The sequence below is a fragment of the Enterobacter sp. PTB genome, from assembly GCF_051130085.1.
GTDB classification, from domain to species: domain Bacteria; phylum Pseudomonadota; class Gammaproteobacteria; order Enterobacterales; family Enterobacteriaceae; genus Enterobacter; species Enterobacter ludwigii.
The window spans coordinates 198,563-223,873 of the sequence record NZ_JBDKEE010000004.1 but is presented as its reverse complement, the minus strand read 5'-3'; the positions used below and the strand labels follow the sequence as shown (position 1 = coordinate 223,873).

The following is a 25,311-nucleotide window of genomic DNA, read 5'->3' as shown; positions in this document are numbered from 1 at the left end:
TGATCGTTTTTTTATTTCATAATCGCGGCAATGGATAGGTGTAGGCTATTAATATCCGTAAATTGATCGTTACCTCACCCTTAGATGAGGCATTTTCAAAATAGCATCGGGGAAAACGGACTTAGGCTGGGGTAAATATCTGATGTGCTTTCTTTAGTTACTTAATATAAAGTTAACAATAAAAGACATTAATAATTACATTCAGAAAAAATAAAGCCGCTTATTCCTGATGAAATAAACGGCTTTCTGGAACCTTACTGGCTCAATGGAGCACGGTTACCGCATCCTTAAGACGCCCGGCGCGATGCTTCACCATTGCGGATATGTGGGCACTTTCCTCAACCAGATCGGCATTTTTCTGCGTGATGCTGTCCAGCTCGGCCACCGCACGGGTGAGCTCTGACAAGCCGGTAGCCTGTTCAGAGGTGGAGTGGCTGATCTGCGCGATAAGCTGCGTCACGTTTTTCACCTGCTCGACGATATCATCCATTGTACGACCGGCGGCATGAACCTGATCAGAGCCGGACTGCACCTTGCTGGCGCTGGCATCAATCAGCTTGCGAATATCGTTGGCTGCACTGGCGCTACGGCTGGCGAGATGGCGCACTTCGCCGGCGACAACCGCAAAACCTTTCCCCTGCTCACCGGCTCTTGCCGCCTCCACCGCCGCATTCAGCGCCAGAATATTGGTCTGAAACGCGATGTCGTTAATAAGGGAGGTAATCGAGCCAATCCGCTGCGTGCTATCCGCGATGTCATCCATGGTTTTCACCACCGTCTGCATCGCGTTTCCGCCTTTGGTCGCCGCGCTGCTGGCGGCCACTGACAGCTTGTCCACTTCGGCGGCGGTTTCTGAATTACTCTGCACGGAGGCGGCCATCTGGTTCATTGTCGCCACGGTCTGCTGCACATTGGCCACGGTCTGACGCGTCCGATCGTTCAGATCTTCATTCCCCTTTGCCAGCCTGTCGCTGCCATCACGCACGCTCACCACCTGGCTTGACACATCGTTAATCAACCAGCGGCACATCAGCCCCAGTTGCCCTACCGCACGCAGGGTCAACCCCAGCTCGTCGCTGCGGTTCAGGTGCTGCACGCTGTTGCGCTCGCCGGTGGCGACTTTCAGCGCCTGACGCGCCACGTTTTCGATCGGACGAACAATCTGCTGCTCGAACAGCAGCGTGCCCAGCAACATGACTACCGCGGCGGCAGCCAGCGGGTACGCACCCGCTGAGGTAGCCACCAGCGTGGCAGCCAGCACCGCAAACAGCCCCGCCATCACGCTGCGCACGCGCCAGCGCAGCGGCATTGCCGGAAGTTTCCCCAGCCAGCCTTTCCTTACCACCAGTCCTTTATGAATACGTTTCTTGCAGCGCCCGTCATTCAGAGCCTGATAGAGCGGCTCCACGCCAGCAATCTCTTCTGCCGTGGCTTTGGTGCGAATCGACATATAGCCCGTCACCTGCCCGTGACGCACCATCGGCACCGCGTTGGCGCGCACCCAGTAGTGGTCGCCATTTTTACGTCGGTTTTTGACAATGCCGCTCCACGGCTCGCCCTTTTGCAGGGTGTACCACATATCGGCAAACGCCGCTTTTGGCATATCGGGGTGGCGCACCAGATTGTGCGGCTGGCCCATCAGCTCATCAAGCTGATAGCCACTCACCTGCACAAAGGTGTCGTTGGCGTGGGTCAGGTAACTGTGGATATCGGTGGTCGACATTAAGGTGGTGTCATCGTCCAGAGGATATTCATTCTGGGTGACAAAGGTTGGAGCGGACATCGTGAGCATCCCTTGCAGGTTATTTGAATGTTAATTTTGTGGATTAATGTTTTTTCGGCGGTAAAGAATTTATCTTTAGTTGTTAAAGTTGATAGAGATCGCAGATTTCACTTAAACCGCACTTTTTGTGAGATTTTATAATTCATTGATTTCAAATACTTTCGCAGAGAAATTACCTACAGAGCATGACGCGTTAACGCCCACTTAAGTCGCAGCGTCTGCACTCTATAAGTGCAATGGCCTTTTAATCGCACCTCCCCAGGCCTTTTCCGCCGTACCGCTAAATCCCGTATCGGTTATATCGGCATGATTAAATTTTGCGCAACATAATGTTAACCTGGTGTTTATCCTGATTTTCGTTAAGGCATCTGAAGTGGCGTAATCCCTGCAATACTTAATCCAGTATCATGTGATACGCGATCCCCGGGAGCACATTTTGAACAGGTTACCTTCCAGCGCCTCGGCTCTTGCCTGTACCGCGCACGCACTGAATCTCATTGAGAAGCGAACGCTTGATCATGAGGAGATGAAACAACTTAACCGAGAGGTCATCGATTACTTTAAAGAGCATGTCAATCCAGGGTTTTTGGAGTATCGCAAATCTGTTACCGCCGGCGGGGATTACGGAGCCGTAGAGTGGCAAGCGGGAAGTCTTAATACGCTTGTCGACACCCAGGGACAGGAGTTTATAGATTGCCTGGGTGGTTTTGGAATTTTCAACGTGGGGCACCGTAATCCAGTTGTGGTTTCCGCCGTACAGAATCAACTTGCGAAACAACCTCTCCATAGCCAGGAACTGCTCGATCCGCTTCGCGCTATGCTCGCGAAAACGCTCGCGGCCTTAACGCCCGGCAAACTGAAGTACAGCTTCTTTAGCAACAGCGGCACGGAATCGGTCGAAGCGGCGATTAAACTCGCCAAAGCGTACCAGTCGCCGCGCGGCAAATTCACGTTTATCGCCACCAGCGGCGCGTTCCACGGAAAATCCCTGGGCGCACTGTCGGCTACCGCCAAATCCACCTTCCGCAAACCGTTTATGCCGCTGCTGCCGGGCTTCCGCCACGTGCCGTTTGGTGACATTAGCGCTATGCGCACCATGCTGAGCGAATGCCGTAAAACCGGCGACGACGTGGCAGCGGTGATCCTGGAGCCTATTCAGGGTGAGGGCGGCGTGATCCTGCCCCCGCAGGGCTATCTGCCTGCCGTGCGTCAGTTGTGCGATGAGTTTGGCGCACTGCTGATCCTCGACGAAGTCCAAACCGGGATGGGGCGTACGGGCAAGATGTTTGCCTGCGAGCATGAGAACGTCCAGCCGGACATTCTCTGTCTGGCAAAAGCGCTGGGCGGCGGCGTGATGCCGATTGGCGCGACGGTGGCGACCGAAGAGGTCTTCTCGGTGCTGTTCGACAACCCGTTCCTGCACACCACTACGTTTGGCGGTAACCCGCTGGCCTGCGCGGCCGCGCTGGCGACCATCAACGTGCTGCTGGATCAAAACCTGCCTGCACAGGCGGAACAGAAAGGCGATATGCTGCTGGACGGTTTCCGCCAGCTGGGCCGGGAATATCCGGATCTGGTGCAGGATGCGCGGGGTAAAGGGTTGCTGATGGCCATTGAGTTTGTCGACAACGAAATCGGCTACAGCTTCGCGAGCGAGATGTTCCGCCAGCGGGTCCTGGTCGCCGGAACGCTCAACAACTCGAAGACCATTCGCATTGAACCGCCGCTGACGCTGACGGTTGAACAGTGTGAGCAGGTGCTGAAAGCGGCGCGTAAAGCGCTGGCAGCCCTGCGGGTAAGCGTGGAAGAAGCGTGATATCCCCTCCCCCTCCTGACGGAGGGGGCGTTTTTAGCGGTGAAACTCCGCCACCGTCATGGTAAACCGCAACACATTTTCGCCCTCATTCGCGTAGCCGTGTGCCGCTTCCGTTTTCGCCACCGCCGAAGCGCCTGCCGCCACCTGCGTCACCGTCTCTTCCACCGTCAGGGTTAATCCTCCCTCAGTGACATGCAGCAGCTCAAACGTTCCCGCCGGATGCCCCGGCGAGGTAAAACGCTCCCCCGGATGCATCACCCACTGCCAGAGTTCAATCATATCCGGGCCAGACGTGCCCGCGAGCAGCCGGGCATATCCGCCCTGTGGGCCCTGCCACAGAACCGGGATCGCCGCTTCTTCTATGACGTGCACCCGCGGCTCGCTGGAGACGTTAACGATATCCGCCACCGAAACGCCCAGCGCGGCAGCCAGCTTGCAGAGAATGGCAATGCTGGGATTCGCCGCCCCTTTTTCAATCTCCACCAGCATGCCTTTGCTGACGCTGGCGCGGCGTGAAAGCTCATCCAGCGACAGTTTTTTCTCTTTGCGCCAGTTGCGAATGCGGGTGGCGACGGCCAGGCTTACCTGGGCGATATCGGCACCCGAATCGGTCATTATATTGACTTTATCAGTCATTGGTCACTACCATAGTATAAAACAGTCAATACAGGATTATTTATGTCTCTCGTTACGCCGTCAATAGACCCGCGTCTTACCGGGATTGCCCCCGGCTTTCGGGCGCTGAGCATTCTGGTTGAAGCCGCCCCGATAACCCAGCCGGACGTGGCCTCTGCCGCGCTGGCACAGGCCTGCCAGCAGGTCCTCACTGATGATGTCGCCTGGGCGGAAGCGCACCTCAGCACCTGGGATGACGTGTTCAGAGCGTTTGGTGCGAAACCGAAACGCACGCCCTGCTCGGCATCGGCCCTGCGTAAGCGAGTGCTGAAAGAGGGCGCACTGCCCCCGCTCGATCCAGTGGTTGATATTTACAATGCCATCAGCATTCGTTACGCCATTCCCGTCGGGGGTGAGAACCTTGCCGCTTATGCAGGCGCACCGCGTCTGACGCTTGCCGAAGGTAATGAACCGTTTGATACCCTGAAAGAGGGCCAGTCGGTTATCGAATACCCGGATGCGGGCGAAGTTATCTGGCGCGATGATATTGGCGTCACCTGCCGTCGCTGGAACTGGCGCCAGGGCGTGCGTACACGTCTCGATAGCCAGGCGCAACACATGTGGTTTATTCTCGAAAGTCTGCCGTCGATGCCGTTATCGGCGTTGCAGGAGGCTGGCGATGAGTTAGTCAGCAACCTGCAGCGACTGATGCCGGGCTCCACTGCTCACCTTCAACTGATTGAACTCTAAAAGGATAAGCGGATGTTTCACGGGTTAAGCGCATTCCCTCTGACGCCATTGCGAGAGGGGAAATTTGATGAGCAGGCGTTTGTGCAGTTGCTGCGCCCGCTGGTGGATGCCGGTGTCGATTCGCTGGGGATCCTCGGTTCGACGGGCAGTTACGCGTATCTGATGCCTGAAGAGCGCACGCATATCACCCGTTGCGCCGTGGCGCATGCCGACAACATTCCGGTGAGCGTAAGTATTGGCGCGCTTCGCCTCGACGATATTCTCCGTCTGGCGGATGAGGCGCAAAGCGCCGGCGCCCGCGGGGTGTTACTGGCCCCCGTGTCGTACCAGCGCCTGACGGCAGAGGAAGTGTTTACCTTGTATGAGACGGTGACCCACCGGATCTCTGTTCCGCTGTGCATTTACGACAACCCGGCCACCACCGGGTTCGAGTTTAACGACGATTTGCTGTATGCCGTGGCGGCGCTACCGAACGTCAAATCCGTCAAGCTCGGGCGCATACCGGACGATATCGCCCACATGCGCGCCCGTCTTCCTGAAAGCGTCACCCTGGGCATCAGTGGCGACTGGCGGGCGGCGTCAGCCCTGCAGGCCGGGTTCGATGTCTGGTATTCGGTTATCGCAGGGCTCTATCCGCAGACGGCACTGGCGATTGCACGAGCCAAAGACACCGCAGCCTCTGACCGGCTGGCACCGCTGTGGGCGCTGTTCCGCCAGTACGGCAGTTTGCGGGTGATGGCCGCAGCAGCAGAAATGTCAGGGAAAGTGGCCGCGCCTGCACTGCCGTTCCCGCTTGCGTCGCTGAGCGGGAAACCGCGCGAAACGCTGGCGGCGATCCTGGCGGAACTGGCCCTCGCCTGAGCATCGCCGGGCTAGCGTAAGCGCTACCCGGCGGTCTGTTACGCCGGCAACAACCCGACAAAACTGCGTTTTTTGCGCGGCTCTGACATCAGGTCCTCAAGCTTATCCACGCAGGCCAGATAGTGCGGGGTTTTCTTGTGCGCCAGCACCGCCTCTTCATCCTTGTAGGCCTCGTAGATAAAGAACCGGGTTTTCACGCGCGGATCCTGTAAAACATCAAAGCGCAGATTGCCCGGCTCCTGAATCGCCCCTTCGTGGTTAGCACGAAACACCTCCAGAAACTCATCGACCCGCTCGGGTTTGATGTTGATTTCCACTAATGTCACGTTCATTTTGCTTCTCCCTGTTTCTCTTCCTGCCAGAACTGGAACGCGTCCCGCGCGCTCATGTTCTCATGTACCACTTTTTTCACCGCTTTCAGCATGGCCAGCGGGGCGCTGGACTGGAAGATATTGCGGCCCATGTCCACACCGGACGCCCCCTGGTCAATCGCCCGCCAGCACATCTCCAGCGCATCGTGCTCCGGCAGCTTTTTGCCTCCAGCAATCACGATCGGCACCGGGCAGCTGGCGGTTACTTTTTCAAACCCTTCGTCGACATAATAGGTTTTGACGAACTGCGCCCCCATCTCGGCCGCGATACGGCTGGCAAGCGAGAAATACCGCGCGTCGCGTGCCATCTCTTTGCCAACGCCCGTTACCGCCAGGGTCGGCATGCCATAGCGCGCACCGGCATCCACCAGTTTGATGATGTTGTTGATCGACTGATGTTCAAACTCACTGCCGATGTACACCTGCGCCGCCACCGCGCAGACGTTCAGGCGCAGCGCATCTTCCATCGCCACCGCCACGCACTCGTTGGAAAGTTCCCCTAAAATCGAATTGCCGCCGGAGGCGCGCAACACGACGGGTTTATTGGTGGCGACAGGCACCTGGCTGCGCAAAATACCGCGGGTGCACATCAGCACGTCGGTTTCCCCAAACAGTGGGGCGATAGAGAGATCGATACGCTCAAGGCCGGTCGTCGGTCCCTGGAAATAGCCGTGGTCAAAGGCCAGCATCACCGTGCGGTTGCTTTTTGGGTTGAAGATGCGCGCCAGCCTGGACTGCATTCCCCAGTCCAGCGAGCCGCACCCCTTCAGGGTAAACGGCACGTTCTGCTGCGGTGTGCCGATGCCAAAATCTTTGCCGTCTTTGATGTCGTCTAAATCAGCCATTTGCTCCCCCGTCAGAAATCGTATTTGTTGATGTTCTCTTTGGTAAACACCACCCGCTCCGGCAGCAGCACAATGCCATTGCCCTTCGCTTCATACTGGTAGCCCTGCACGCTGTTCGGCTCGACCTTCAGCGTACCGATATCTTTCACGTCCACGCTGTCGCCAACGTTAAGATCGCCTTTTTTCAACAACCGATCGGCGACATTGACCGCAATTTTGCCCTGTTGCACCACATCCCACAGGCCGAAGGCTTTCACCGTGCCGCGTTCTACGTACGGACGCATCACGTTAGGCGTGCTGAAGCCGACAATCGCCACCCCTTCTCGCTTCAGGTTTTCCGCCGCCTGCGCCGCCGCCGGCAGGGCGTTGGCATCCGGGGCGATGATCGCATCCAGATCCGGATACGCTTTTAAGATCCCCTCGGCGGTTTGTAGCGATTTGGTGGCATCGTTATAGCCAAACTGCGTGGTCACGACCTGCCACTGCGGATGATCTTTCTCGATTTTGGCCTTCGCCTCTTTCACCCACTGGTTCTGGTCGGTAACGGTCGGGCTGGAGTAAAAGAACGCCACTTTGGCATTCGGTTTGGTGACCTGTTTACCGGCCATGTCGACCAGCAGGCCGCCGAGCTGCGCCGGGGTGCCCTGGTTGATGTAGATGCTGCGGCATTCCGGTTTGGTGTCGGAGTCCCAGGTCAGTACTTTGACGCCACGCTGCATCGCACGCTTCAGCGCCGGGCAGAGGCCATCCGGCGACACCGCCGAAACGATAATGGCGTTATAGCCCTGGTTAACGAAGTTATTGATAAGCTGCACCTGGCCTGAGACGCTGGGCTCGGTCGGGCCGTCGTAGGTGACGTCCACGCCGAGATCTTTACCCGCCTCTTTCGCGCCATTGCCGCCGCTGGTAAAGAAGCCTACGCCCACCAGCTTGGGGATAAAGGCGATGCGGTCCGCGGCCTGTGCCGATGCGAAGCTGAGTGCCATCGCCAGGACTATCAGTTTTGTTTTCATCTTACGCTCCGGGTATGTTTTGTGAGGAGAGAGCGCACCCATTCACGGTGCAAACTCAGTGAACGTCCCATCACCACCACAACCAACAGCGCCCCTGACAGCGCGCTCGACACCTGGTTGGGGATGCCGACCATCTGTAAACCCTGCTGCAGATACCCCACCAGCAACGCCGCCAGGGCCGTACCGATTACCGACCCCGAACCGCCATAGATATTGGCGCCGCCGAGGACCGCTGCGGTCAGTGCAGGCATCAGTAAATCGCGTCCCAAATCCGAACGCGCCGAACCGAAATAGGAGACCATCACCAGCGCAGCAATGGCCGAAGCGACGCCCACCAGGCCATACAGGGCGTAGGGCATCCCGTTGACCGAGAGCGCCGCATAGCGCGCCGCGCGCGGGTTTTGCCCAATCAAAAACAGATGGCGGCCAAAGCGTCCGCGATGGGTAATCAGCCAGAAGAAGACGGTAATCACGGCGAACAGCACCAGCGGGATTGGCAACCCCAGGAACGTGAGATTAGCGAACGCGGTAAAGCTGTCCGGGAAGCCACCGATGCCTTCGTAACCGGTCGCCCCCGCCATGCCGGAGAGCAACAGTGCGCCACCGCCGTAGAGATAGAGCGTGCCAAGGGTGATAACCAGTGGGCTGATGCCGGTGTAGTGGATCAGCGCAGCGTTGACCAGACCGCACAGCAGGCCGAGCAGCAGCGTCAACGGTATGGCCAGCGCCATCGGCCAGCCCGCCTGCATCATCACCCCCAGCGCGATGGCACACAGGCCGATGGTCGAACCGAGAGAAATATCAATGCCGCCGCTGATGATCACCAGGGTGAGCGGCAGCGCCACAATGCCAATGCAGATAAAATCACTGGTGCTGAACAGCAGCATGTTGATATCGAGCATGCGCGGATTGATGGCCCCAAAGAGCAGAATTTCCAGCACCAGTAATATCAGCAGCGCGCTTTCCCAGTTAAGCTTCATTTACGCCACCTCTTTTTTGTGTTTCGTAAACGGGGTGACATGCTTCCCCCCTTTGTTACCGGGCTGGAAGCGGCTGTACTTGAGTGCCCGCTGATGCCGGGCCAGCGCCTGGCGCAAACGCCCGTCGAGCACCAGCACACCGAGCAGCACCAGCCCGGCGATAAAGTCATTCCACCACGCGGGCAGCCTGAACAGCACCAGCACGGTGTCGATTTGAGTCAGGAAAAAAGCCCCCAGTAAGGCGCCAATAAGCGTCCCGGTACCGCCCAGCAGAGAGATCCCCCCGAGTACGCAGGCGGCAATGGCTTTCATCTCCAGCCCGCTGCCGGTCTGGTTAGGTACAAAGCCAATCTGCGAAGCGAAGACAATCCCCGCACACGCGGCCAGCATGCCGTTCAGCGTAAAAGCGATCATTCGCGTCCGGTTCACCGCCACGCCCAGCTGGCGTGCGGCGGCAAGGTTGTCGCCCACGGCGTAGAAATCGCGTCCGAAGGCGGTGCGCGACAACGTCCATGCGCCGACCGCGGCTAAAAACACCACGCCCATTCCGAGCGGTGAAATACCCATAGCGGCAGGTTCAGAGAGCGATTTCAGGCTCGGCGGTAGCCCTTCAATCCACTTTCCTCCCGTCCACAGCAGCATCGCCCCGCGATAGAGGCCCAGCGTGCCGAGGGTGGCCACGATTGCCGGAATACGCAGCCCCACCACCAGAAAACCGTTAAATGCTCCCGCCAGTGCGCCAATCGACAGCGCAAAGAGGATCGATACCGGCAGGGTGTAGCCGCTGTTCAGAGCCACCCCCACGGCAATGGCAGACAGCCCGACGGTAGAGCCGACGGAAACATCAATATTGCGGGTCAACATCACCAGCGCGGCGCCGAGCGCCAGCAGGATCAGGATTTGCGAACTGGCGAAGATCATCCCCAGCGTTTGCAGGCTGAAATAGGCCGGATTGAGCCCCACCAGCACCGCGAACAACGCCAGAATGGCGATGAACGCGCTCAGTTCGCGATTTTTCAGTAAGGTCTTCATGACTGCCCTCCGAATGCCAGCGCCATCATTCTGTCGAGACTGACCGCGTGCCGGGACAGCTCGCCGCTGAGCACGCCCTGGTGCATCACCAGCACGCGATCGGCAAGCCCGGGGAACTCATCCAGATCGCTTGAGATCATCAGCACCGCCACGTTCTGCGCCGCCACGCTTTTGATGAGCTGATAGATATCGGCCCGCGCCGACACATCCACTCCGCGTGTCGGTTCATCGACGATCAACAGCAGCGGGTTCGCCTCCAGACAGCGCGCCAGCAACACCTTCTGCTGGTTGCCGCCGGAGAGCGTGCGCACGGTTTGATCCGCATGGTTAAGCTTGATCCCCAGCGCCCGGTGATAGCGCTCCACCACCGCCGACTCCCGTTTGCGCTGCTGCCAGACCGAGGGCTCATTCAGTGCCACGGTGTTCCAGCGAATCGGCGCATCCAGGAACAAGCCGGAAACCTGTCGGTCTTCTGGCAGGTAGACCAGCCCTTTCTCCAGCCGTGCCGCCACGGGTTCGCCGGTTATTTCCTGATTTTCCAGCCAGACTCGCCCACCGCGCACCGGGCGCAGCCCATACAGCGTTTCCGCAAATTCGGTGCGCCCGGAGCCGACCAGCCCGGCGAGGCCAACTATTTCCCCGGCATAGATTTCCATGCTGAGATCGATAAACCCCTCACCGGTAAGCTCTTCCACCCGCAACACCGGGAAATCCTGCGGCTGCGTGCGGCGATTGCCCGGCAGCGCCAGCCACAGTTTTTGCGCATCACTTAATCCTTTTTCGCGGCTCACCGGCGTCATGGCGGCAATCAGGGCGTTATCGTCAAACTGTGCAGTTTCACCGCTGAGCACGATCGCGCCGTCGCGCATTACCGAGACGTGGCTCGCCAGCTGGCGGATCTCCGGTAATTTGTGCGAGATAAAAACAATGCCGACGCCCAGCGCCTGCAACGCGCGGATCTGGCGGAACAGCCGTTCGGTTTCCCCCGGGGTGAGCGACGCCGTGGGTTCATCAAGGATCAGGATCTTCGCGTTACGCATCAGGCCGCGCAGGATCTCCACCATCTGTTGATCCGCCACTTCCAGGGTGCTGGCGGTGGCATCAAGAGTGAGCTGACACTGCAGCTGCTGGAGTTTCTCCGCCAGCCGTTCCCCCATACCGGCCTCACGCGGCAGGCGGAAAAGGATGTTTTCCCGCACCGTCAGGTTGGGGAAAAGCAGGGGTTCCTGCGGCACCAGATAAATCCCCAGCCTGTGGGCCTGCGCGGGCGAAAGCCGCGCAAACGCGTGGCCGTCAATCGAAAGTTCACCGCTGTCCGGCGTTTCCACCCCGGCGATGATTTTCATCAGCGTTGATTTTCCCGCGCCGTTACCGCCCATCAGCGCATGCACCTGACCCGCAAGCAGCGTGAAATGAATACCTTTCAGGACCGGTACGCCGGAGAACTGCTTGCTGATATCACGTGCTTCGATAAGTGGCGTCATTATCGCTCCGCTATTGAACAAATGATTTTTAGATTTAATAATGTTCAAAAGCGTAGACGGTGAACTATATTTAGAACCGTGCAGGGATCACAAATTTATCGATTAAGATCCACACAGACACAAATCAATCTAAAAGATCTGTTTTGTCGCGTGGTTCACACTTTCTTTCTGCGCGATCACGAACATATGATCTAAATTTTTATAAGAGTTCAATTATGAGCGATAAACGCACTGCGGAAGAAGGTCGTTTTGCCGGGCTGGCACTGGCGGAAGAAGAGCTGGTTGCCCGCGTCGCCTGGTGCTACTACCACGACGGATTAACCCAGAATGACATCGGCGAGCGGCTCGGACTGCCGCGCCTGAAGATCTCGCGTCTGCTGGAGAAAGGACGCCAGTCCGGGGTGATCCGCGTGCAGATCAACTCCCGCTATGAGGGGTGTCTGGCGCTGGAAACCGAGCTGCAGCAGCGCTTCGGGCTCAAGCTGGTTCGCGTGTTGCCGGCCCTGAATACCCCGCCCATGAATGTCCGGCTGGGCATTGGCGCGGCGCAATCGCTGATGGGCGTGCTGGAACCCGGCCAGCTGCTGGCGGTGGGATTTGGTGAAACCACCATGAGCAGCCTGCAGCACTTAAGCGGTTTTATCAGCTCGCAGCAGATCCGCCTGGTGACGCTCTCCGGCGGAGTTGGGCCGTATATGACGGGCATCGGTCAGCTTGATGCCGCCTGCAGCGTCAGCATGATCCCCGCCCCGCTTCGCGTTTCCTCCGCCGAAGTGGCCGGGATCCTAAAACGCGAATCCAGCGTGCGGGACGTGATCCTCGCCGCCGCCGCGGCCGATGTGGCGGTGGTAGGCATTGGTTCGGTGAACCAGCGCCGGGACGCCACCATATTGCGCTCCGGCTATATCAGCGAAGGTGAACAGCTGATGTACGCCCGTAAAGGGGCGGTGGGCGATATCCTCGGCTATTTCCTGAACGCCGAAGGGGAATGCGTGCACGAGCTGGAGATCCACCGGGAATTACTGGGCGTCACGCTCGATGAACTGGCGCAGTTGCCCACCATCGTTGGCGTGGCCGGAGGTGAAGAGAAAGCCGATGCGATTTATGCCGCACTCAAAGGCCGCCGTATTAATGGCCTGGTGACGGAGGAGACGACAGCCCGCGCGGTGCTGGCTCTGGCGAGCTAAGAGCCTGTCCTGCGCCTGACACGAGGCATGCTCATGAGTTACCTTTTAGCGTTAGATGCAGGGACAGGCAGCGTTCGCGCCGTAATTTTCGATTTGCAGGGCAACCAGGTTGCCGTTGGCCAGGCCGAGTGGAAACACCTGAGCGTGGAGAATGTGCCGGGCTCGATGGAGTTTGATCTCGACATTAACTGGCGACTCACCTGCCAGTGTATTCATCAGGCGCTGGAGCGCGCCCGCCTGAGCGCAGCGGATATCCAGTCCGTGGCCTGCTGCTCAATGCGCGAGGGGATCGTGCTGTATGACCGCAATGGCCACGCCATCTGGGCGTGCGCCAACGTCGATGCCCGCGCCAGCCGCGAGGTAGCCGAACTCAAAGAGATCCACGACTACCGTTTTGAGTCCGAAGTGTATGACGTCTCCGGCCAGACCCTGGCCCTGAGCGCCATGCCGCGCCTGCTGTGGCTGGCGCACCATCGTCCGGACATCTACCGCAAAGCCGCCACGATCACCATGATAAGCGACTGGCTGGCGGCAAAACTGTCCGGCGAGCTGGCCGTTGACCCGTCCAATGCCGGGACTACCGGTATGCTGGATCTCTTCTCCCGTGACTGGCGTCCGGCGCTGCTCGACATGGCCGGGCTGCGTGCCGATATCCTCTCTCCGGTGAAGGAGACCGGCACCGTGCTCGGTGCGATCACCAAAGATGCCGCACAGCAGAGCGGCCTGCGCGAAGGCACGCCGGTGGTGATGGGCGGTGGCGACGTGCAGCTTGGCTGTCTTGGGTTAGGCGTCGTGCGGGCCGGGCAAACGGCCGTGCTGGGCGGTACCTTCTGGCAGCAGGTGGTCAACCTGCCGCAGGTACGCACCGACCCGGAGATGAACATCCGCGTGAATCCGCATGTGATCCCCGGCATGGCGCAGGCGGAGTCGATCAGCTTCTTTACCGGCCTGACCATGCGCTGGTTCCGTGACGCCTTCTGCGCGGAAGAGAAACTCATCGCGGAGCGGATGGGAATGGACACTTACTCCCTGCTTGAGGAGATGGCCAGCCGCGTGCCTGCCGGTTCACACGGTGTGATGCCGATCTTCTCAGATGCTATGCACTTCAAGCAGTGGTATCACGCCGCGCCGTCGTTTATTAACCTCTCCATCGACCCGGAAAAATGCAACAAAGCCACGCTGTTCCGTGCGCTGGAAGAGAACGCGGCGATTGTCTCGGCGTGTAACCTGACGCAGATCTCACGGTTCTCAGGGGTAACGTTCGACGGTCTGGTGTTTGCAGGCGGTGGCTCGAAAGGCGCGTTGTGGAGCCAGATTTTAAGCGACGTGACCGGTCTGCCGGTGCGCGTCCCGCAAGTGAAAGAGGCGACAGCGCTGGGCTGTGCGATTGCTGCCGGAACGGGAGCCGGGCTGTTTTCGGATATGGCGGCGACAGGCGAACGGCTGGTGAAATGGAGCCGCGAGTTCACGCCGAACCCGGCGCACCGGGAGCTGTATGACGGTATGATGCAGAAGTGGCAGGCCGTTTATGCCGACCAGCTTGGGCTGGTGGACAGCGGACTGACGACATCGATGTGGCAGGCACCGGGTTTAGTGCGAGCCCCCTCTCCCTGAGAGCTATAACGCCCCCTCTCCCTCGGGGAGAGGGGGTCAGGCCACACCAATATTTGAATCCCATCACAATCGCCGCATTCCCCTTTTCCCTTTTACTCATCGCTGGCTAAATTAGTAACTCATCCGACCACATAACAATAATTTTACACTGGAAGAGACTATGAGCCACTACCCGTCGTTATTTGCCCCCCTCGATCTGGGGTTCACCACCCTTAAAAACCGCGTGCTGATGGGCTCAATGCATACCGGGCTTGAAGAACATCCGGACGGGGCCGAACGTCTGGCGGCCTTCTATGCCGAGCGTGCACGTCACGGGGTGGCGCTGATTGTTACCGGCGGGGTGGCCCCTGCGCCTTCTGGCGTGGGGATGGAAGGCGGTGCGGTGCTGAACGACGCCAGCCAGCTGCCGCATCATCGCGTGGTCACTGACGCCGTTCACCGGGAGGGCGGGAAAATTGCCCTGCAGATCCTGCACACCGGGCGTTACAGCTATCAACCGAATCTGGTCGCACCGTCGGCCATTCAGGCCCCGATTAACCGCTTTACGCCCCATGCCCTCAGCCACGATGAGATCCTGACGCTGATTGACGACTTCGCCCGCTGTGCGGCACTGGCGCGTGAAGCGGGCTATGACGGTGTTGAGGTGATGGGCTCGGAAGGCTACCTGATCAACGAATTCCTCGCGGCCCGCACAAACCAGCGCGACGATGAGTGGGGTGGCGATTACGCGCGCCGCATGCGCTTTGCAGTGGAAGTGGTGCGTGCCGTGCGTGAACGTGCCGGGGCGGATTTTATTATTATCTACCGCCTGTCGATGCTCGACCTGGTGGAAGGCGGCGGGACGTTCGACGAAACCGTGCAGCTGGCGCAGGCGATTGAAGCCGCCGGCGCGACCATCATCAATACCGGTATCGGCTGGCACGAGGCGCGTATTCCGACCATCGCCACGCCGGTGCCACGCGCGGCGTTCAGTTGGGTCACGCGCAAGCTGAAAGGGAAAGTGTCTGTCCCGCTGGTGACCACTAACCGCATTAACGACCCGCAAGTGGCGGAAAATGTGATCGCCGCCGGTGATGCCGACATGGTCTCCATGGCGCGTCCGTTCCTTGCAGATGCCGAGCTGCTTTCCAAAGCGCAGAGCGGGCGTGCAGATGAGATTAACACCTGCATCGGCTGTAATCAGGCCTGTCTGGATCAGATTTTTGTTGGCAAGGTCACTTCGTGTCTGGTCAACCCCCGCGCCTGCCACGAAACCAAAATGCCGATTTTCCCGGCGGTGCATAAAAAACGCCTGGCCGTGGTCGGTGCCGGCCCGGCGGGTCTGGCGTTTGCGGTGAATGCTGCCTCACGCGGCCACAGCGTGACGTTGTTCGATGCCGCCGCTGAGATCGGCGGGCAGTTCAATATCGCCAAACAGATCCCGGGCAAAGAAGAATTTTACGAAACCCTGCGCTATTACCGCCGAATGATCGACCTGACGGGCGTGGATCTGCGCCTCAACCAGTTTGTAAACCCGGCGGATGTAATGGATTACGATGAGGTGATCCTGGCGAGCGGGATCGCACCACGCAGGCCTGCAATCGAGGGCATCGATCATCCGAAAGTCCTGAGCTATCTGGACGTTTTGCGTGACAAAGCGCCGGTGGGGGCAAAAGTGGCGATCATCGGCTGCGGCGGGATCGGGTTCGATACCGCGATGTACTTAAGTCAGCCCGGCGAACCCACCAGCCAGAACATTGCCGACTTCTGCGTGGAATGGGGTATCGACACCAGCCTTAACCAGTCCGGCGGCTTGCGACCGGAAGGACCCCAGCTGCCGAAAAGCCCGCGTCAGATCGTCATGCTGCAGCGTAAAGCCAGCAAACCCGGTGAAGGCCTGGGCAAAACCACGGGCTGGATCCATCGCGCAACCCTGCTCTCTCGCGGGGTGAAGATGATACCGTCGGTGAGCTATCAGAAGATCGATGACGCGGGGCTGCACGTGCTGATCGGCGGTGAGCCGCAGCTGCTGCAGGTGGATCATGTGATTTTGTGTGCGGGTCAGGAGCCGAAGCGCGATCTGGTGGATCCGCTGCGTGAGGCGGGAAAAACGGTACACCAGATCGGCGGATGCGACGTGGCGATGGAGCTGGATGCGCGACGCGCCATTGCGCAGGGCACAACGCTGGCATTGAGTCTCTGAGTGACGCAACGCTCACCGGGCCTGCACGCGAGGCAGGCCGGTGTAAACTCAGCGCCCCGTGTTAGCGGCGGCGACCCAGCTTGACGGATTTCAGCACCACGAACTTGTTGTTGGTGGCAACCGTGGTGCAGTTACCGAAGATCTTCTTCAGCTTGTGGAAGTAGTCCAGGTGACGGTTCGCCACGATATACAGCTCGCCGTTAATTTTCAGGCAGCGGCGTGCATGGTGGAACATCTCCCAGGCGACGTTATCCGTCAGGGCGTGTTTCTGGTGGAACGGGGGATTACAGAACACGGCATTAAAGCGGAACGGCTCAACGCCCGACAGCGCGTTATTAATCATAAACTCGCAGCGATCCAGCGCGTCCGGCATGTTGGTTTCAACGTTCAGACGACTGGAGGCCACCGCCATCGGCGACTCATCACTAAATACAACGCTCGCTTCAGGGTTCTTCGCCAGCAGCGTCAGGCCAATCACACCGTTACCACAGCCCAGATCGACGATTTCGCCTTCCAGGTTATCCGGCAGATTTTCAATAAAGAAACGCGCCCCGATATCAAGGCCGGTGCGGGAGAATACGTTCGCGTGGTTGTGGATTGTCCAGTCAGTGCCTTCCAGCGTCCAGCTCAGGGTTTCTGGCGCGTCGGCCAGTTCCGGGGCACTGAAAGTACAGTTAATGAGACGCGCTTTTTTCCAGGCCAGCGTCGTGGTGGTTGGGCCGAGCACTTTCTCGAACAGTTCCAGCGTTGAGGTATGGATATCACGCGCCTTGGCCCCCGCGATAATACGCGTTTGTGGGGTTACGACGTTGCGCAGTGCGCGCAATTGTTGTTCCAGCAGCGCCATTGTTTTTGGCACTTTGATCAGCACCACGCCCGGCGCCTGCGGGTAGTCCGCGGTGCTGTCGAGGAACTTAACGCTGGATTCGTCGATGTCGTTGTGGCGCAGGTTTTCCCGCGTCGCCAGCTCGCTCAAGTAGGAATCACCGATGCTGTAAGGCGTGTGTTCTGCCAGAGCACAGCCCAGCGCGCCAAATGCGTCATTCAGGATCAAAACCGGGCCGCTGATTTCAGTGTCATCCAACTGTTGCAGCAGATATTCATCCGCCGCTTCCCACGCCTGAAGCGGGTTAACGTCGTCCGTTTCCGGGAAACGTTTAAGGTTGAGTGAACGGAAACCGTTGTCTAAGTGGCTCATCGGCCCTCCTGAATGGTAAAATTTCGGCGTTATCCCTGAAAAGGGTGCGTGAGTATACCCGTTTTATTGTCAAATTGGGGCGTTGATGAACCAACTAACTTATCTCCAGGGCTACCCGGAGAACTTACTTTCTCAGGTTCGCAGCTTAATTGCCGAGCAAAAGCTGGGCGCGGTGCTGGAAAAACGCTATCCGGGTACGCATGACTTCGCGACCGATAAGGCGCTCTGGCAGTATACCCAGGATCTGAAAAACACCTATCTGAAGAGCGCGCCCCCCATCAATAAGGTGATGTACGACAACAAGATCCATGTGCTGAAAAACGCGCTCGGCCTGCACACTGCCGTTTCCCGTGTTCAGGGCGGCAAGCTCAAAGCGAAAGCGGAGATCCGCGTTGCCACCGTGTTTCGTCACGCGCCGGAAGCGTTCTTGCGGATGATCGTGGTGCATGAGCTGGCACACCTGAAGGAAAAAGAGCACGACAAGGCCTTCTACTCCCTGTGCTGCCATATGGAGCCGCAGTACCACCAGCTGGAGTTCGATACCCGTTTATGGCTTACGCATTTATCGTTAAAGAGTAATGCGCAGTAGCGCACTGGTTTTGCAATAATCACGTGCTACAGTGGCTAAAGGTTCCCTGCTACGGAGTACGTAAACGTTTATGATACGTTTCGCAGTTATTGGCACGAACTGGATCACCCGCCAGTTCGTCGACGCCGCCCATGAAACCGGCAAATTTAAGCTCACCGCAGTCTATTCCCGCAGCCTGGAGCAGGCGCAGAGTTTCGCGAACGACTATCTGGTTGAACATCTGTTCACGTCGCTCGATGAGATGGCGCAAAGTGACGCCATTGACGCGGTCTACATCGCCAGCCCAAACTCCCTGCACTTTCCGCAAACGTCGCTGTTTCTCAGCCATAAAAAACATGTGATTTGCGAGAAGCCGCTGGCCTCGAACATTCAGGAAGTGGAAGCCGCGATTCAGCTTGCCCGCGACAATCAGGTGGTGCTGTTCGAAGCGTTCAAAACCGCCAGCCTGCCAAACTTCCTGCTGTTACAGCAGTCTCTGCCGAAGATTGGCAAAGTGCGTAAAGCGTTTATTAATTACTGCCAGTACTCGTCGCGCTATCAGCGTTATCTGGACGGTGAAAACCCGAACACCTTTAACCCGGCCTTCTCTAATGGCTCGATTATGGACATCGGTTTTTACTGTCTGGCCTCTGCCGTGGCGCTGTGGGGCGAGCCGCACGGCGTCACCGCCACGGCCAGCCTGCTGGAAAGCGGTGTGGATGCGCACGGCATCGTGGTGCTGGATTACGGTGATTTCAGCGTTACGCTGCAGCACTCCAAGGTGAGCGATTCCGTTCTGCCCAGCGAAATTCAGGGCGAAGCGGGCTCACTGGTTATCGAGAAGATTTCCGAGTGTCAGAAGCTGAGCATTGTCCCACGCGGCGGCAAAGCGCAGGAGCTGACGCAGCCTCAGCATATTAACACTATGCTCTATGAGGCAGAGGTCTTCGCCCGTCTGGTGGAAGACAACGAAGTGAATCACCCTGGGCTGGCGGTCAGCCGCACCACGGCGAAACTGCAAACCGAGATCCGCCGTCAAACCGGCGTGGTCTTCCCTGCAGATGGCGTGGGCGCAGAAGCTATCGCGTAAAGCTGTGTAATGAAACGGTGCAGACCATTGACGAAATCACTGGTCTGACATATTTTGTTACCTGCAAAGGGGAGTAACTTCCTTGCCGGTGGATCGTCATTACGATGCGTGCAAAACCGCATCCGGTCGCCGGGCAATCAAAAAGCCCGTCTTTTTGGTTGTAAGTGAGACCTTGCCGGAAGGCGAGGTCTATGCATAAAAAGCTAACGGCTATCGTCTTCTGACCATGGCCGTTTTTGTTTTTTATGTGTAAGGAAAATAGTATGCATTCTGTCGGCACTCCCATGTTGTGGGGCGGATTCGCGGTTGTCGTGCTCATCATGCTGGCGATCGACCTCTTTTTGCAGGGGCGTCGCGGCGCACATGGCATGACCATGAAACAGGCTGCGGCCTGGTCACTGGTGTGGGTCACCCTCTCCCTGCTCTTCTGTGCTGCCTTCTGGTGGTACCTGGCCTCAACGGAAGGCCGCGCGGTTGCCGATCCTCAGGCGCTCGCGTTCCTCACCGGCTATCTGATTGAAAAAGCCCTGGCGGTCGATAACGTCTTCGTCTGGCTGATGCTGTTCAGCTACTTTGCCGTGCCTGCGGCCCTGCAGCGTCGCGTGCTGGTGTACGGCGTGCTGGGTGCGATTATCCTGCGTACGATTATGATCTTCGCCGGAAGCTGGCTGATTACGCAGTTCGAATGGCTGCTGTATGTCTTCGGCGCATTCCTGCTGTTCACCGGGATCAAAATGGCGCTGGCAAAAGAAGATGGCTCCGCTATTGGCGACCGTCCGCTGGTGAAGTGGATCCGTGGTCATCTGCGCATGACCGACAAGATCGAGAGCGAGCACTTCTTCGTGCGTAAGAATGGCCTGCTTTTTGCCACGCCGCTGCTGCTGGTGCTGATTCTGGTTGAGCTGAGCGATGTGATTTTCGCGGTAGACAGCATTCCGGCTATCTTCGCGGTCACCACTGACCCGTTCATTGTGCTGACATCTAACCTGTTCGCCATCCTCGGTCTGCGTGCCATGTACTTCCTGCTGGCAGGCGCGGCTGAGCGCTTCTCAATGCTGAAATATGGTCTGTCGGTGATCCTGGTGTTTATCGGTATCAAGATGCTGATTGTCGATTTCTACCACATCCCTATCGCTATCTCGCTCGGTGTGGTGTTTGGCATTCTGATCGTGACGTTGCTTATCAATACCTGGGTTAATCGTCAGCACGATAAGAAGCAACAGGTGGAGTAATTACGGTCCTTCCTGCTGCCTTTACGCTGGCCCTCTTCCCCCCAGAGAGAGGGCCAGCACACTTTTGTAAATGAATAGTTAAAAACTATGACGCAACACGTAAAATGCAGCATTTTACGCTTCCCTCCGCATCCGGTTTCCCTATACTCAACCAGGCAAACATTTTCTTACATCCGGACATAAATGTGACTTAGAGCACATAAAGGATGGAACGCAATTTCACTTAGGAATTTTTATGAGCACACAATCAACTGGTCTCTTTGCGCGCCTGGCGCAAGGCAGTCTCGTTAAACAAATTCTGGTAGGGCTGGTACTGGGGATTCTGCTGGCAATGGTGTCAAAACCGGCTGCGGAAGCGACGGGGCTGCTTGGCACCCTTTTCGTTGGCGCACTGAAAGCCGTGGCACCGGTGCTGGTGCTGATGCTGGTCATGGCGTCAATTGCCAATCATCAACACGGACAAAAAACCAACATTCGCCCTATCTTGTTCCTGTATCTGCTGGGCACCTTTTCTGCAGCCTTAACAGCCGTCGTTTTCAGCTTCCTGTTCCCGTCCTCGCTGCACCTGACCAGCGCTGCGGGTGATATCACCCCGCCATCCGGTATTGTGGAAGTGCTGCGCGGCCTGCTGATGAGCATGGTCTCTAACCCGATTACGGCACTGATGAACGCTAACTACATCGGCATCCTGGTCTGGGCGATCGGTCTTGGTTTTGCCCTGCGTCACGGCAACGAAACAACGAAAAACCTGGTCAACGACGTGTCGAACGCCGTGACCTTTATGGTCAAAATTGTGATTCGCTTTGCGCCAATCGGCATCTTCGGTCTGGTCTCTTCCACGCTGGCGACCACCGGCTTTGGCGCACTGTTGGGCTATGCGCAGTTGCTGGTGGTACTGATTGGTTGCATGCTGCTGGTTGCGCTGGTGATTAACCCGCTGCTGGTGTTCTGGCAGATCCGCCGTAACCCGTATCCGCTGGTGTTAACCTGCCTGCGCGAGAGCGGTGTGTATGCATTCTTCACCCGCAGCTCTGCGGCAAACATTCCGGTTAACATGGCGCTGGCGGAGAAGCTGAATCTGGATCGCGACACCTACTCGGTTTCCATCCCGCTGGGTGCGACCGTGAATATGGCGGGTGCGGCAATTACCATTACCGTGCTGACGCTGGCGGCTGTGCATACGCTGGGCATTCCGGTCGATCTGCCCACGGCGCTGTTGCTAAGCGTGGTGGCGTCGCTGTGTGCGTGTGGTGCATCGGGTGTGGCGGGTGGTTCGCTGCTGCTGATCCCACTGGCGTGCAATATGTTCGGTATCCCGAATGAGATTGCCATGCAGGTAGTGGCCGTCGGCTTTATCATCGGTGTATTGCAGGACTCCTGCGAAACCGCGCTGAACTCCTCAACGGACGTGCTGTTCACCGCAGCGGCATGCCAGGCGGAAGACGCGCGTTTAGCGAAGAACGCGTTACGCGGGTAAACAAAAGCCCGGTGACAAACGTAAAGCAAAACGGCAACCGAAGGTTGCCGTTTTAGTGTTTGACCCTCTCCACAGGGTTGAGGGCATCACCCGCACCACACTTACAGCGTCACGCCACTCTTGAAGATCGCCAGTTCGCGGAAGTCATTCTTCTCGTTACAGGTCTGTCTGCCGTTGGCAAACTCTACAATGGTATCCACGAATTCCGTCAGTAACTGCGGCATCCCTTTGCCGTGGATTAACTGGCCTGCATCAAAGTCGATCCAGTGTTTTTTCTTCGCTGCCAGCTCGCTGTTGGTCGCGATTTTGACCGTCGGCACAAAGCCACCGTACGGTGTCCCGCGCCCGGTGCTGAACAGCACCATGTGGCAGCCGGCGCCGGCCAGCGCGCTGGTCGCAACCGCATCGTTACCCGGTGCGCTGAGCAAATTCAGACCGTGCGTTTTCAGACGTTCACCGTAGCGCAGGACATCAACCACCGGGCTGGCACCCGCTTTTTGCGTGCAACCGAGAGACTTCTCTTCAAGCGTGGTGATCCCGCCCGCTTTGTTACCCGGAGACGGGTTTTCATAAATCGGCTGGTTGTGGGCGATAAAGTACTGTTTGAAGTCGTTCACCATCGTGACGGTCTTCTCAAACGTCTCTTCGTCGCGACAGTGGCTCATCAGAATACGTTCAGCGCCGAACATTTCCGGCACTTCTGTCAGCACCGTCGTACCGCCGTTGGCGATCACATAGTCTGAAAAGCGGCCCAGCATCGGGTTCGCGGTGATCCCGGACAGGCCATCAGACCCGCCGCACTCCAGGCCAAACTTCAGCTCACTCAGCTTGCCCGGCTCACGCCTGTCGTGACGCATCACCTCATACAGCTGGTGAAGGTGCTCAATGCCCGCTTCCACTTCATCATCCTGGTGCTGACACACCATAAAGTGCACGCGCTCGGGGTCAAACTCACCCAGCGTGTCGCGAAACGCATCCACCTGATTGTTCTCGCAGCCCAGGCCAATCACCAGCACCGCGCCCGCGTTCGGGTGGCGGACCATGTTTTGCAGCATGGTGCGGGTGTTGATGTGGTCGTCGCCAAGCTGAGAACAGCCGTAGGTGTGGCTGAACAGGTGCACACCGTCCGTACCTTCGGCGTCGTGGGTCTCTTTCAGGAAACGCGTCTGGATTTGACGCGCGATCCCATTCACGCAGCCGACGGTGGGAAGGATCCACAGCTCGTTGCGGATCCCCACCTCACCGTTCGCCCGGCGGTAGATCTGTACCTCGCGATCCGCCGCCTGCGCTTCTTCCGCCGCTAAATCAGGTTGATAGCTGTACTCGTCCAGATCGCTCAGATTGGTGCGGGTGTTGTGGGAATGAATATGCTCACCCGGCGCAATATCTGCCAGCGCATGACCAATCGGGAGACCGTATTTAACAACGTTGTCTCCTTGGGCGATCGGCTTCACGGCAAACTTATGCCCGCGAGTCACCGCCTGACGCAGGGTTACCGTCTGGTTATCAACGGTGACAACTTCACCTTCGGCCAGATCCGCCAGCGCGACGGCAACGTTATCCAGCGAATGGATTTTGATGTATTGCATATCAACCTCAAACGGCCTTAGTTCAGTTCAATGGCGAAGTAGTCGCGCGCATTGTTAAAGCAGATGTTTCTCACCATTTCGCCCAGCAGCTGAATATCGGCAGGGGCCTCACCCGCGGTTACCCAGCGGCCAATCATCTGGCACAGAATGCGGCGGAAATATTCGTGGCGCGTGTAAGAAAGGAAGCTACGGCTGTCGGTCAGCATGCCCACAAAGCGGCTTAACAGACCCAGCTGCGCCAGCTGCGTCATTTGACGCTCCATCCCGTCTTTCTGGTCATTGAACCACCAGCCGGAACCGAACTGCATCTTGCCTGGCATACCTTCACCCTGGAAGTTACCGATCATGGTACCCAGCACTTCGTTATCGCGCGGGTTCAGGCAGTAGAGGATGGTTTTTGGCAGCAGATTTTGCTCGTTTTGTTTGCTCAGCAGCTTAGAGAGCTCTTCCGCAAGCGGGCGATCGTTGATGGAGTCGAAGCCCACGTCCGCGCCCAGCAGTTTAAACTGACGCTGGTTGTTATTGCGCAGGGCACCAATGTGGTATTGCTGCACCCAACCGCGACGAGCATATTCCGCACCGAGGAAGACCAGCACCGCCGTTTTGAACTGTGCCACTTCGTGCTCGCTCAGGGATTCACCGGACAGGCGACGTGCCAGAATGCTATCAAGCTCAGCTTCATTTGATTCCGCAAACATCACCACATCCAGCGCGTGGTCAGAGACTTTACAGCCATGTGCCGCGAAGTGGTCCAGACGTTTGGTCAGCGCGCTCTGCAGGTCTGCAAAACGACGAATGTCGGTGTCAGACACTTCCGCCAGCTTCGCCATGTAATCATTGAACGTCGCCTGTTCGATATTAAAGGCTTTATCCGGACGCCAGCTTGGCAGCACTTTAATATCAAACGAGGTATCGCGGGCGACCACCGCGTGATGTTCCAGGGAGTCAATCGGATCGTCAGTGGTCCCCACCATCTTCACGTTCATCTGCTTCATGATACCGCGGGCGGAGAAGGTATCCTGTGCCAGTAATTCATTGCACCGATCCCAGATTTCATCGGCGGTAGCCGGGGAGAGCAGCTTTCCGGTGATGCCGAACGGACGGCGCAGCTCAAGGTGCGTCCAGTGATATAACGGGTTGCCGATGGTGTGCGGAACGGTCGCCGCCCAGGCGTCAAACTTCTCGCGGTCGCTTGCATCACCGGTACACAGGCGCTCCGCCACGCCGTTGGTGCGCATCGCACGCCATTTGTAGTGGTCACCTTTCAGCCAGATGTCATACAGGTTTTTGAAACGGTAATTTTCGGCAACCTGCTGCGGCGGTAAATGGCAGTGGTAGTCGAAAATTGGCTGGTCTTTGGCGTAGTCGTGGTACAGGCGGCGAGCAAATTCGGTATCTAACAGAAAATCTTCGGTCATAAACGGTGTCATTATCGTCTTCCTCTTAACGAGAGCGTCAGAAAGCTTATGCTCAGATGCTGCAAAGTTATCACACCAATTTCCAGAGACAGAACATTTTTTTGTGAGTTAGATCAATAAACGCAGACAAATTAATTACCTCAAATGAGGTAAACCCTTCGCCAGGCCGCGCCAGAACTGGCTTTATCCGTAACACATAATGTCCC

General features: G+C 57.7%; 21 protein-coding genes. 10 read left to right on the top strand and 11 right to left on the bottom strand.

Features of this window, described 5'->3' with window-relative positions:
* Positions 1-262: 262 nt before the first annotated feature.
* Entirely contained in the window at positions 263-1,783 is a 1,521-nt protein-coding gene (locus AAIR21_RS07025; RefSeq protein ID WP_183516721.1) for a methyl-accepting chemotaxis protein, read from the bottom strand.
* 436 nt (positions 1,784-2,219) lie between these two features.
* Between AAIR21_RS07025 and ygjG the strand changes: the two genes are divergently transcribed.
* Positions 2,220-3,599, top strand: coding sequence for a putrescine aminotransferase (gene ygjG / locus AAIR21_RS07020; RefSeq protein ID WP_020883590.1), 1,380 nt, complete (start codon positions 2,220-2,222; stop codon positions 3,597-3,599).
* Positions 3,600-3,632: 33 nt separating this feature from the next.
* Here the strand turns inward: ygjG and AAIR21_RS07015 are convergent, their stop codons facing one another.
* Positions 3,633-4,235: a helix-turn-helix domain-containing protein gene (locus tag AAIR21_RS07015; protein ID WP_020883589.1), complete on the bottom strand. Its 603-nt coding sequence runs from the start codon at positions 4,233-4,235 to the stop codon at positions 3,633-3,635.
* 42 nt (positions 4,236-4,277) lie between these two features.
* On the opposite strand from AAIR21_RS07015, the gene AAIR21_RS07010 reads away from it, so the two are divergent.
* Positions 4,278-4,964 carry a B3/B4 domain-containing protein gene (locus AAIR21_RS07010; RefSeq protein WP_149375996.1) on the top strand — a complete coding sequence of 229 codons (687 nt, stop codon included), beginning with the start codon at positions 4,278-4,280 and terminating at the stop codon, positions 4,962-4,964.
* Between the two features lie 12 nt (positions 4,965-4,976).
* Positions 4,977-5,825, top strand: a complete 849-nt coding sequence (locus AAIR21_RS07005; protein ID WP_183516722.1) for a dihydrodipicolinate synthase family protein — start codon at positions 4,977-4,979, stop codon at positions 5,823-5,825.
* Positions 5,826-5,863: 38 nt separating this feature from the next.
* Here the strand turns inward: AAIR21_RS07005 and lsrG are convergent, their stop codons facing one another.
* Genes lsrG through lsrA form a run of 6 tightly spaced genes read right to left on the bottom strand, consistent with a single transcriptional unit; the run spans position 5,864 to position 11,550 of the window.
* The gene (lsrG, locus tag AAIR21_RS07000; protein WP_020883586.1) at positions 5,864-6,157 is read right to left on the bottom strand and encodes a (4S)-4-hydroxy-5-phosphonooxypentane-2,3-dione isomerase; all 294 of its coding nucleotides are present in this window, start codon (positions 6,155-6,157) and stop codon (positions 5,864-5,866) included.
* Positions 6,154-7,041 (bottom strand): 3-hydroxy-5-phosphonooxypentane-2,4-dione thiolase, encoded by an 888-nt coding sequence (gene lsrF, locus AAIR21_RS06995; RefSeq protein WP_014171710.1) that lies wholly within the window; start codon positions 7,039-7,041, stop codon positions 6,154-6,156. The genes lsrG and lsrF overlap by 4 nt, the downstream gene beginning before the upstream one ends.
* Positions 7,042-7,052: 11 nt before the next feature.
* Positions 7,053-8,054 carry an autoinducer 2 ABC transporter substrate-binding protein LsrB gene (gene lsrB / locus AAIR21_RS06990; RefSeq protein WP_025202959.1) on the bottom strand — a complete coding sequence of 334 codons (1,002 nt, stop codon included), beginning with the start codon at positions 8,052-8,054 and terminating at the stop codon, positions 7,053-7,055.
* Positions 8,051-9,034 (bottom strand): autoinducer 2 ABC transporter permease LsrD, encoded by a 984-nt coding sequence (gene lsrD / locus AAIR21_RS06985; protein ID WP_014171712.1) that lies wholly within the window; start codon positions 9,032-9,034, stop codon positions 8,051-8,053. Before lsrD ends, lsrB begins: the two co-directional genes overlap by 4 nt.
* The gene (lsrC, locus tag AAIR21_RS06980; protein ID WP_020883583.1) at positions 9,035-10,066 is read right to left on the bottom strand and encodes an autoinducer 2 ABC transporter permease LsrC; all 1,032 of its coding nucleotides are present in this window, start codon (positions 10,064-10,066) and stop codon (positions 9,035-9,037) included.
* A complete protein-coding gene (gene lsrA / locus AAIR21_RS06975; protein WP_134179648.1) occupies positions 10,063-11,550 on the bottom strand; it encodes an autoinducer 2 ABC transporter ATP-binding protein LsrA in 1,488 nt (495 codons plus the stop codon). The genes lsrC and lsrA overlap by 4 nt, the downstream gene beginning before the upstream one ends.
* A 215-nt stretch (positions 11,551-11,765) precedes the next feature.
* Between lsrA and lsrR the strand changes: the two genes are divergently transcribed.
* The 3 genes from lsrR to AAIR21_RS06960 all read left to right on the top strand — a co-directional run bounded on the left by lsrR (position 11,766) and on the right by AAIR21_RS06960 (position 16,533).
* Positions 11,766-12,737, top strand: a complete 972-nt coding sequence (lsrR, locus tag AAIR21_RS06970; RefSeq protein ID WP_020883581.1) for a transcriptional regulator LsrR — start codon at positions 11,766-11,768, stop codon at positions 12,735-12,737.
* Between the two features lie 33 nt (positions 12,738-12,770).
* Positions 12,771-14,351 (top strand): autoinducer-2 kinase, encoded by a 1,581-nt coding sequence (lsrK, locus tag AAIR21_RS06965; RefSeq protein ID WP_183516723.1) that lies wholly within the window; start codon positions 12,771-12,773, stop codon positions 14,349-14,351.
* Between the two features lie 160 nt (positions 14,352-14,511).
* Entirely contained in the window at positions 14,512-16,533 is a 2,022-nt protein-coding gene (locus tag AAIR21_RS06960) for an NADPH-dependent 2,4-dienoyl-CoA reductase (RefSeq protein WP_153853146.1), read from the top strand.
* 61 nt (positions 16,534-16,594) lie between these two features.
* Here AAIR21_RS06960 and rlmG read toward each other — a convergent pair whose 3' ends face one another.
* Entirely contained in the window at positions 16,595-17,731 is a 1,137-nt protein-coding gene (rlmG, locus tag AAIR21_RS06955) for a 23S rRNA (guanine(1835)-N(2))-methyltransferase RlmG (RefSeq protein ID WP_020883578.1), read from the bottom strand.
* 85 nt (positions 17,732-17,816) lie between these two features.
* Here rlmG and AAIR21_RS06950 point away from each other — a divergent pair, with 85 nt between their 5' ends.
* The 4 genes from AAIR21_RS06950 (at position 17,817) to sstT (ending at position 22,098) form a co-directional block, all read left to right on the top strand.
* Positions 17,817-18,320 carry a YgjP-like metallopeptidase domain-containing protein gene (locus AAIR21_RS06950; protein ID WP_025202954.1) on the top strand — a complete coding sequence of 168 codons (504 nt, stop codon included), beginning with the start codon at positions 17,817-17,819 and terminating at the stop codon, positions 18,318-18,320.
* 70 nt (positions 18,321-18,390) lie between these two features.
* On the top strand, positions 18,391-19,389 hold the full coding sequence (locus AAIR21_RS06945) for a Gfo/Idh/MocA family protein (RefSeq protein ID WP_014171720.1): 999 nt from the start codon (positions 18,391-18,393) through the stop codon (positions 19,387-19,389).
* A gap of 263 nt (positions 19,390-19,652) precedes the next feature.
* Positions 19,653-20,621 carry a TerC family protein gene (locus AAIR21_RS06940; protein ID WP_025202952.1) on the top strand — a complete coding sequence of 323 codons (969 nt, stop codon included), beginning with the start codon at positions 19,653-19,655 and terminating at the stop codon, positions 20,619-20,621.
* A 235-nt stretch (positions 20,622-20,856) separates the two neighbouring features.
* Complete coding sequence (gene sstT / locus AAIR21_RS06935; RefSeq protein ID WP_047355842.1) at positions 20,857-22,098, top strand: serine/threonine transporter SstT; 1,242 nt, start codon at positions 20,857-20,859, stop codon at positions 22,096-22,098.
* A gap of 101 nt (positions 22,099-22,199) precedes the next feature.
* On the opposite strand, the gene AAIR21_RS06930 is transcribed toward sstT, so the two are convergent.
* On the bottom strand, positions 22,200-23,687 hold the full coding sequence (locus tag AAIR21_RS06930; RefSeq protein ID WP_014171723.1) for a UxaA family hydrolase: 1,488 nt from the start codon (positions 23,685-23,687) through the stop codon (positions 22,200-22,202).
* A gap of 17 nt (positions 23,688-23,704) precedes the next feature.
* Positions 23,705-25,117 (bottom strand): glucuronate isomerase, encoded by a 1,413-nt coding sequence (gene uxaC / locus AAIR21_RS06925; RefSeq protein ID WP_040018780.1) that lies wholly within the window; start codon positions 25,115-25,117, stop codon positions 23,705-23,707.
* Between the last annotated feature and the right edge of the window lie 194 nt (positions 25,118-25,311).